At 64.3% G+C, this 8,230-nt stretch carries 5 protein-coding genes; 4 read left to right on the plus strand and 1 reads right to left on the minus strand.

Going from position 1 to position 8,230, the window contains the following annotated elements; all coding sequences use genetic code 11:
* Positions 1-319 precede the first annotated feature (319 nt).
* The 4 genes from HY699_16115 (at position 320) to HY699_16130 (ending at position 6,526) form a co-directional block, all read left to right on the plus strand.
* Complete coding sequence (locus tag HY699_16115) at positions 320-2,935, plus strand: VCBS repeat-containing protein (protein MBI4517330.1); 2,616 nt, start codon at positions 320-322, stop codon at positions 2,933-2,935.
* Between the two features lie 98 nt (positions 2,936-3,033).
* Positions 3,034-4,161: a YncE family protein gene (locus HY699_16120; GenBank protein MBI4517331.1), complete on the plus strand. Its 1,128-nt coding sequence runs from the start codon at positions 3,034-3,036 to the stop codon at positions 4,159-4,161.
* Positions 4,162-4,385: 224 nt separating this feature from the next.
* A complete protein-coding gene (locus HY699_16125; GenBank protein ID MBI4517332.1) occupies positions 4,386-4,562 on the plus strand; it encodes a hypothetical protein in 177 nt (58 codons plus the stop codon).
* A 41-nt stretch (positions 4,563-4,603) separates the two neighbouring features.
* Positions 4,604-6,526: a sulfatase gene (locus HY699_16130; protein MBI4517333.1), complete on the plus strand. Its 1,923-nt coding sequence runs from the start codon at positions 4,604-4,606 to the stop codon at positions 6,524-6,526.
* A gap of 514 nt (positions 6,527-7,040) precedes the next feature.
* On the opposite strand, the gene HY699_16135 is transcribed toward HY699_16130, so the two are convergent.
* Positions 7,041-7,823 carry a nucleotidyltransferase domain-containing protein gene (locus tag HY699_16135; GenBank protein ID MBI4517334.1) on the minus strand — a complete coding sequence of 261 codons (783 nt, stop codon included), beginning with the start codon at positions 7,821-7,823 and terminating at the stop codon, positions 7,041-7,043.
* Positions 7,824-8,230 lie beyond the last annotated feature (407 nt).

Genomic DNA, 8,230 nt, shown 5'->3' on the forward strand with positions numbered 1-8,230 from the left:
CCTCGATGCGCATGCGAATCGCATCGATCGCACCGACCGGAAAAACCAACCCCGCCGCTTCCACCACCGCCGTCACGCATGTACGTCTACCGCAATCCAACCTCCGTGTCCAGAGGCCACAAGTCGGGCAGGGTCAGCCAGTCGTGGGGCGACAACTCGCTCAAGATTCACGACCCGGATACACACCTGGATGTACCCGATCCGGATGTTCGGGCGATGGTCGGGTGCTGAGCTGATAGGGTGGTTACGGAGATCGTGACGACGGTGAGATTGGGCGGCCGGCAGGGCCGCCCCAACCCGTCGCTGGTGAGGCGGAAAAGTGCAAAGAAAGCTCATCTTGCTGTCCCTGTTGGCGATCGGTCTTCTAGGGATAATCGTGCGCGCCGTGGAACGGGCGGACGCGCCCGCGGCCGACGGTGAGTTTGGGCGGCGGACGTCCTTCATCAGTTGGCGCCAAGTCCCTTTCGGTCGCCAGTCGATGTCTATCGACTCGGCTGATTTCAATCATGACGGGTATCCCGACCTAGTCATCGACAACCTCGGGGTCGTTGAGTTGCTGCTGAACGATCAGAAGGGGAATTTCTCGCCGCCTCTGTTGCACCGGCGAGGCGGCTTCGGCGCCTTTCGCCACCTGATCGCGCGGGATCTCAACGATGACGGCAACGCAGATGTCGCCATGAGCTACCAGGGCTCCGGAGATGTGTGGGTCTTTCTTGGGGACGGCCTGGGCGGGCTCTCCCAAGGGGTCTCCGTCGCGACGGGAGGGCCTCCCAACAGCTTGGCGGCGGCAGACGTTGACGGCAACGGCACGCTCGACATTGTGGTCGCCTTGGCCGGGACGGTTGAGTCCGGAGGCATCGGCGCGGTGCAAGTGCTCCTCGATGACGGGCACGCCGTATTCGCGAGCGGCGCCATCGTCACGGCCGGGATCGCACCGGCGCGTATTGCCGTTGGCGACTTCGACGCGGATGGTCATCCGGATGTCGCGGTGACCAATCAATATGTGAGACGAGCCACCGTCATGTTCAATGGCAGCACCGGGATCTTCGGCAATCCCGTGGAACTCAAGCCGGTCCAGGATCGCCATACGCCGGGCCCCTGGGGCATTGCGGCCGGCGACCTCAACGGCGACGGCATCCACGATCTGATCATTGCCAACGGCCTGTTCGACATACTCAAGCCAGCTGCGGGCCAAGCAGCAGGCGGAGGGGGTGCGAGTCTGGAGAGCAACTCAGAATACCACTTGTCCTTCGGCAATGCTGCGCTATTCATTAGCACCGGCCAGCGCGGTTTTACCGGCCCGACGTTTCTGCCGGCCGATAGCGTCCCGCGCGATTTCCGTTTAATCGATTTCAACGGCGATGGGCGGCGCGACATCGTGTCGGCCGGGCTGGTGGGGATCGTCCCTCTGATAGCGCGCGGCGATAGCAGTTTTGCCCGCTTCGGTCCGACCGGCGGGTCTGGATTCACGCTCGCCACTGCTGACTTCAACGGCGACGGTCTTATCGACGTTGCTATGGACGGCGGTGGGGGTCCCCGCGCGGATTTGTCCCTGCGCCTGCCCGACGGCACACTGCCACAACCCTACAAGCTTCGTTGGCGCGCCGGCGCTGGCTGGTGCGATGAGCCAGTGTGTACGCCGATCGCACCCGCGGGCGCCGCCGCGGCCGACGTGAACGGCGATGGTATTTTGGACCTCTTGACGACGACAGGCAGTGGTGGGCGACTGGTGACCTTCTTGGGGCGCGGCGAGGGCAACTTCGATCCGCCTATCGACTCGGCGACTGGCGGCCTCGTTCAGCGCTTGGCCGTGGCTGACTTTACCGGGGACGGGGTCGCGGATGCGGTCGTGACCAGCTCCGAAAGCGGAGACGACGCGCTCGTGCTAGTCGTATTGCGAGGGGATGGTCAGGGTCACTTTGAGCGCGTCACCCGGCTCCGCACTGCGGATGCCGAGTACGGCCGGATTGCTGTCGCGGATTTTGACGGCGATGGGGCGCCGGATATTGCCGCAGTGGCGCGGCGGTTTGGCGAGCAGTTTGCCGGGGCCGAGGTCTTCCTAAACGCCGGAGCCGGCCAGTTTGACCCCGCGGCCGGCCTGCCTACCGGCAAGGTCACCCTCAACGCGCTCGCCGGCGATCTGAACCGTGACGGCGCCATAGATCTAGTTCTGGTGAACACCCAGGATCTCTGCGTGTATTTGGGCCACGGCGATGGCACTTTTGCAGACGCATTGACGGTGCCGGTCACGCGCGAAGTCGCGACCAGCGGCGGCAATCTTCAAGCAGCACTTGGCGACCTCAATGAAGATCGCGTCCTTGATCTGGTGGTTTCGCATTCCATTAACGGCACCAAATTGGGACAACCGTATGGGACTCTCTGGCTACGGGGCGACGGAACGGGCCGCTTCGTCGATCCTGTTCAGCTTGCGCCCGAACACGTTGGCTTGCAGACGCAGGATTCCTTCATCGGTGGCGTGTTGGCGGCCGACTTCAACGCGGATGGGCACCTTGATATCGCCCAGGCATCCTTCGGCGGCGTCACAGTCTTCGAAGGAAATGGCCGCGGGGCGTTCGCGCCCTTCTTGCGGTACTTCGCCATGCCCATCGCCGGCGACGGGTCGTGTTGCTTGACTGCGGCCGACTTCAACGGTGATGGGCTTATCGATCTTACGACACCATTCGCGGGAAGCGAGGAGGTGATCTTTACGCTGCTGTTCAATGATACTCACCCTGAGCAACGCGTGCCCGGCGACGCGAACTGCGACGCTCGCCTCACGGGCGCGGACGTCTCGGTGCTGACGCGCCGCCTCTTCAGCGAACTCTACTTCCCCGCCTGCGGCGGCGCGGATGCCAACGCCGACGGCTCCATCTCGGTGGCGGATGTGACCGCGTCGCTGAAGGAGATGTCGAGCACGAGCGCCCGGCGGTCATGATGGAGGCGATGATGCGGAACCAAGCAGCGACAGGCCGAGCGGTCGGGACCGGCCGCATTCTCTTGTGGTGCTTGATGGTGTTGAGGTCATCAACCGCGGTGGCGACTGAGCTTGCCTACGTCGCCAACGAGCTCGGCAGCGGCATCTCCGTCATTCACACGACCACGAACGCGTTGATCGACACCATCGCGGTACGGCCGGTGCCGATCGAAGTGGCCACCAGCCCCGATGGCCGGATGGTGTATGTCACGCATGTGGGGGGCGTCTCGACGATCGCCACAGCGACGAGCAGTCTCGTTGGCGAGATCCCGGGCGATGTGTTTGAGCGTCTGCCGGGACCCATCGCATTCAATCGTGACGGCTCGCGTGCCTACATCGTCGAGCCGGGATTCCCCGACGACTCGGGATTCGGCTTCTTCCTGGGCAGGGAAGTGGCCGTCATCGATACGAGTGTACTGGCGCTGGTGACGAAGATCCCCGTCGACGTCCAGCCGAACGACATCGTAATGGCACCCGACGGAACACGCGCCTACGTGTCGAACTTCAGGTTCGGAACCATTTCGGTCATCGATATCAATCGCAACGTCGTGACGGATACGATCCAACTGGATCATCCGCCCACTCGGCTCACTGTGACACCCGACGGACGCGCACTGTACGTGGCCCACTTCCTTTCGGGGGGCGTGGGCGTGGTCGACATCGAGTCGGCCACTGTCACTGAATTCATCTCACTCGGCGTCGATGTGGGCCGCCCAACGGACGTGGTCGTTACACCGGACGGTACCACCCTATACGTCGTCAATGCGACCCTACCCGGCACCGTTAGCGCGATCGATACGCGCACGAACGTCGCATTCGCCACCATCCCAGTGGGCGACATTCCGAAGCAGGCGGCCGTAACTGCCGACGGTGCGTATCTCTATGTCACAAACTCGGAATCCGACACCGTTTCGAGCATCGATATGCGGACCAATACCGTTGTTGCGACCGCCGCTGTCGGCCCATCGCCGAGAGGCATTGTCATCGCGACCCTGCCCCCCGCATGCGCCGGCGACTGCGACGTGGACGGCGTTGTGACGGTTGACGAGCTGGTCCGCGGCGTGCGCATCGCCCTCGGCCGCACATCACTCGCTAGTTGTCTGGCGATGGATCCAGGTGGAGAAGGCACGGTGAGCGTCGACGAGCTGGTGCGGGCCGTGAATCACGCCTTGGGCCGTTGCGACTAACGTCGGCAAATTCGGTCGCGATGGCCCAAGCCAAACGAACAGGAGCGCCCGCACCTCTCTTGCCGGCTTGCGTGCCGGCACTCGCTGTGTGCGCCGACACCTCTGCTGCAATGGCTGGTGCCGCTCCCGAATCTTGCTTTGAGCCTGGACTTGTTGCCGGCGCGTTGATTCGGCCATTGCCGGGCAACGGCTCGGCGGTCGCCATTTCTTCCAGTGGACTCGCCTTGACGGCGGGACACGTCGTGTCCAACTGCCTGGCGAAGCTGCGGACCGAAGCGCCGAGCGGGTTACTCGGCGCCGGCGGCAGTTACAGAAGACAGGCGCCGCGCCACTGGCCCGACAACGTGCTGCTGGTGCCATCGGACGTCATCCGCCGGCAGCTCGGGCGACTCCTGCCGTGATGAGTCTTGCCTCATCATTCCGCGCGCACCTTAGCCTGGCGATGTCCGTCGGCGCTGTCGGTGGCCTGCTCTTCGGCAGCCGCGAGGGCGTCTTGATGCTCCACGCGAATGCCGCCATCCAGCCGGGGCAGTATTTCTGGTTGTACCTCGGCGTGCCGGTGCTCAGCTGGATGGCGCTGGGTGTGTTGCTCGCTGCGATGGGCGCGGTCGTGGCTCTGGCCCTTCGCCTTGACCCGGCATCCCGGGCGGCGCTTGGCGTCCACACGGGGCTCGTCGCCACCGCAGGATCACTGTCTGTCAGCACGTCCTGGCGAGAAGCCATCGTGACGCGCTTGCGCGACGTCGGCAGCCCCGCGAACCCGTTCGCCGACATCATGCTCTGGGCGCTGGTCCTCGCCATCTCTGCCGCCGCGGCGTTAGTCGCGGCAAGTCTCGCCGCTGCGTACATGCGACAGTCTGTGATCGTGTTGCGTATCGGCGCGGGGGCGGCCGTGGCCGCAGCGGTGCTCCTGCTTCTGCCGGTCGGCCGATTCCTGGCGACCGATTGGAAATGGGAAGCCGGCCCGCGCCGCGTCGCCGCGACTATGGCTGGAACGCCGAACGTGCTCCTCATCTCCATCGACACGCTGCGCGCCGATCACCTGGGATGCTACGGTGACCGGCATCACCTCACGCCACGAATCGATCGCTTGGCGCACGAGGGCACGTTGTTCGAGCAGGCCATCAGCGCATCGTCGTGGACGTTGCCGGCGGTCGCCTCGATCCTGACCGGACTCTACCCCCGTCACCACGGCGCGGGACGGATCACAAACGGCCGGACCCCGCTCGGACGCTCGCCTCTTCCCCGGGGCTCGTGGACTCTCGCGACGGCCCTGCATGCGCGCGGCTACCGCACGAACGCCATTGTCACGAACCCGTACCTCGGGCTGTACTATAACCTCGGCGAAAGCTTCGACGGGTACGAGAATATCACGATCGAGTCAGAGGCCTTCCTGTCTTTCGCACAGACAGCCGCGGTGCGGCTTGCGACCTGGCTTCGCCCGGATAGTCTCATTGGTGACCGCGGAGATACCGTCAGCCGGCGCGCCGCGAGGTGGCTGGAGACCGCAGGTGGCCCGTCACCGTTTCTTCTCTGGCTCCACTACCTCGACCCGCATCCCCCCTATGGCCGCTCCGATGCGATTCGGCACAAGAGCATGCGCGGCGATCTGTCGTTCGCGCCGGCCGATCACGAGCAGGAGGACTTCACGCTGACATCTCCTGATGTGGCGCGTTTGCGCAGCGGAGAGATCCGGCTGAGCGCCAAGGAGAAGGAGGCGGTCCGTGAACTCTACCGCGCCGAGGTGGCGAGCGTGGACGCCGCCGTCGGCGCGGTGCTCGATGCGCTCGACCGGCACGGCCTCCGGGATCGGACACTCGTCATCCTGGTGGCCGATCACGGCGAGGAGTTTTGGGAACACGGGGGTGTCGAGCATGGCCACACGGTCTACGACGAACTCGTACATGTCCCGCTGCTTATGCGCTGGCCCGGTCATGTTCGTGCGGCGGCACGAGTCGCGGCACAAGTGAGTGTAACCGACATCGCGCCCACGATCGTCGATCTCCTCGGATTCCCCGTACCGCCGGGTCTGGACGGCGTGACCATAGCGCCGGTCTTGCGCGGCGAACCCTTCAGCAGGCGAGCCGCGCTAAGCGAGAACATGCTCTTCGCCGAGGAACGCACCGGATTTCGAACGGCGACTTGGAAATACATTCGTTGGAGCGACGGCAAAGAGGAGGTGTACAACCTCGCCGACGATGCCGCCGAGCGCCGAGACCTGGTCGGCGTCGATGCCGTCTCCGGGCCGCTTCGCGTGCTGTACGCGGACTTGGTCCGTCACGTCGAGGTGGCGCTACCGTCGCAGCAGGCGGCTCCGGACGAACGCGCCGATGCGGCCTTAAGAGCGCTGGGCTATCTGCGCTGAGTCGCCCCTTGAAGCTGCGCGATCTGCCGAATCGCCGTCGGCGCTGAGATCACTGCGCGGGTGCGCAAGCTTACGACGACGCGGTGCATCTGGTGATCTGCCTTCGCCTCCCGGGCCACCCGGCGCGCAATCGTCTCCCCGCACGCCCGCGCACACTCCGTCACACGGGCAAAATCAGTGACGTTGAGTATCACGAAGCGCGAAAGAAGGTCTTGGAAGGGATCGGTAGTCGACGACCACCGTCAGCCGAGAACCACGGGCGGCAGGCCACAACCAAGAAGAGAGGTCCGTAGATGATGAAGTCGCCGGAGGCCTTAGTCTCGTACTCGGTCTGGTGACCCTCGGGGGGTGCCAGCCAGGAGGGGTGCGTCTTCGCCTGAGAGCGTGCAGATCCCCAGTCCGTCTACCAGCCCATTGGCGAAGATCAGGAGGGCATCTTCGACGCTGGTTTCCATGATTTTCGCGCCTTGGGGCCACAGATGCCGCCCCGGGGCTCGGAGCCCAGTAACTTCAGCTACACGTCCTCAACCGGGCTGCGCCCGTCGAGCCAGTTCAGCTCGCTATCCAGCATGAACTGTGTGGTCCAGGGTATGGTGCACTCCCACGGCCGAAACTGCACGATGGTCTCGTAAAGCGACCGGATATGCTCCGGGCTCGGATCGGTGGTCAACGCTGCCAGCTGCGCAAGCAAATCGCGTGGTTTGTCGGCGGCGCGCTCCAGTACGGCGAGGAACCACTTGTGATACGGGTAAAGCAGTTCGTTGTGAGCCAGAATCAGCCTGCCGGCGAACAGCACCATCTTGTTAGCGGCGACGCCGAGCAGGTAGCGGTTCCGCAGCTTCAACGCCTCGTGGGCATACCAGTGCCAGACCTCGAACTGGGCGTAGAAGCGCTGCAAGCGGGCGGCTTTGTCGGCGAGCGGATAGCGCACGATTTCACCCAGGACGGTCGCAAGACCGGCGATGCCGGAGAACAGCACCTGGGCATCCTGAAACGCAAAGCGCGCCGGCTCACTGCCGGCGGCGGCGATCTTCTGCAGGAACCCTTCTCCGAGATACTTCCCGTCGACGTAGCCGCCTTCGTAAGCGCACAGCGTGGGATCGTAATACTGCAGTCGCCCGTCACGCAGGCGCGCTTCGTAGTCGCGATCCGAAACGAGGATCATGACGTCGACGTCGGAGGCCGCGGTCGCAAAGCCGTGAGCGATCGAGCCACCGAGGATCAAGGCTAGGACCTCGGAGTCGTTGCTGAAGTGCTGAATGCTTCTTTGTATCGCGTCCTGATGATGTGCGTACATCCTAGCTCCTTCGGGTCGGCGACCTGATCGCCACGGCGGATTGCCGCCATCGCGCCCGCCGTGCAATTCCATGCTCCCGCTCGCGGCGGGCTGCACGTGGCCCCCTCGAACAGGTTGCGTTGACGCGGGTTTCTCTACACCAGCCGGCAGCCGCCGTCGACGGCTCCCATATGCGTCACCATGCGTCGCCGGTGCATTGGTGCCGGGCCGGCGCCAACCCTGACTTCCGTTGGCCCCCGCCCGCCCCTGCCGCGTGCGCGACAAATTTGTGGGTAACGTGGTTCGGTGTTATGGCCGTCATTCCCGCGAAAGCGGGAATCCAGTTTGGCGTTTGGCGCTATGGACAAGCAGTTCTGCGTTTACATCCTGGCCAGCAAACGGAACGGCGCCGTGGATTCCCGCTTTCG

The organism is Deltaproteobacteria bacterium (genome assembly GCA_016210005.1).
GTDB lineage: Bacteria > Desulfobacterota > Binatia > HRBIN30 > JACQVA1 > JACQVA1.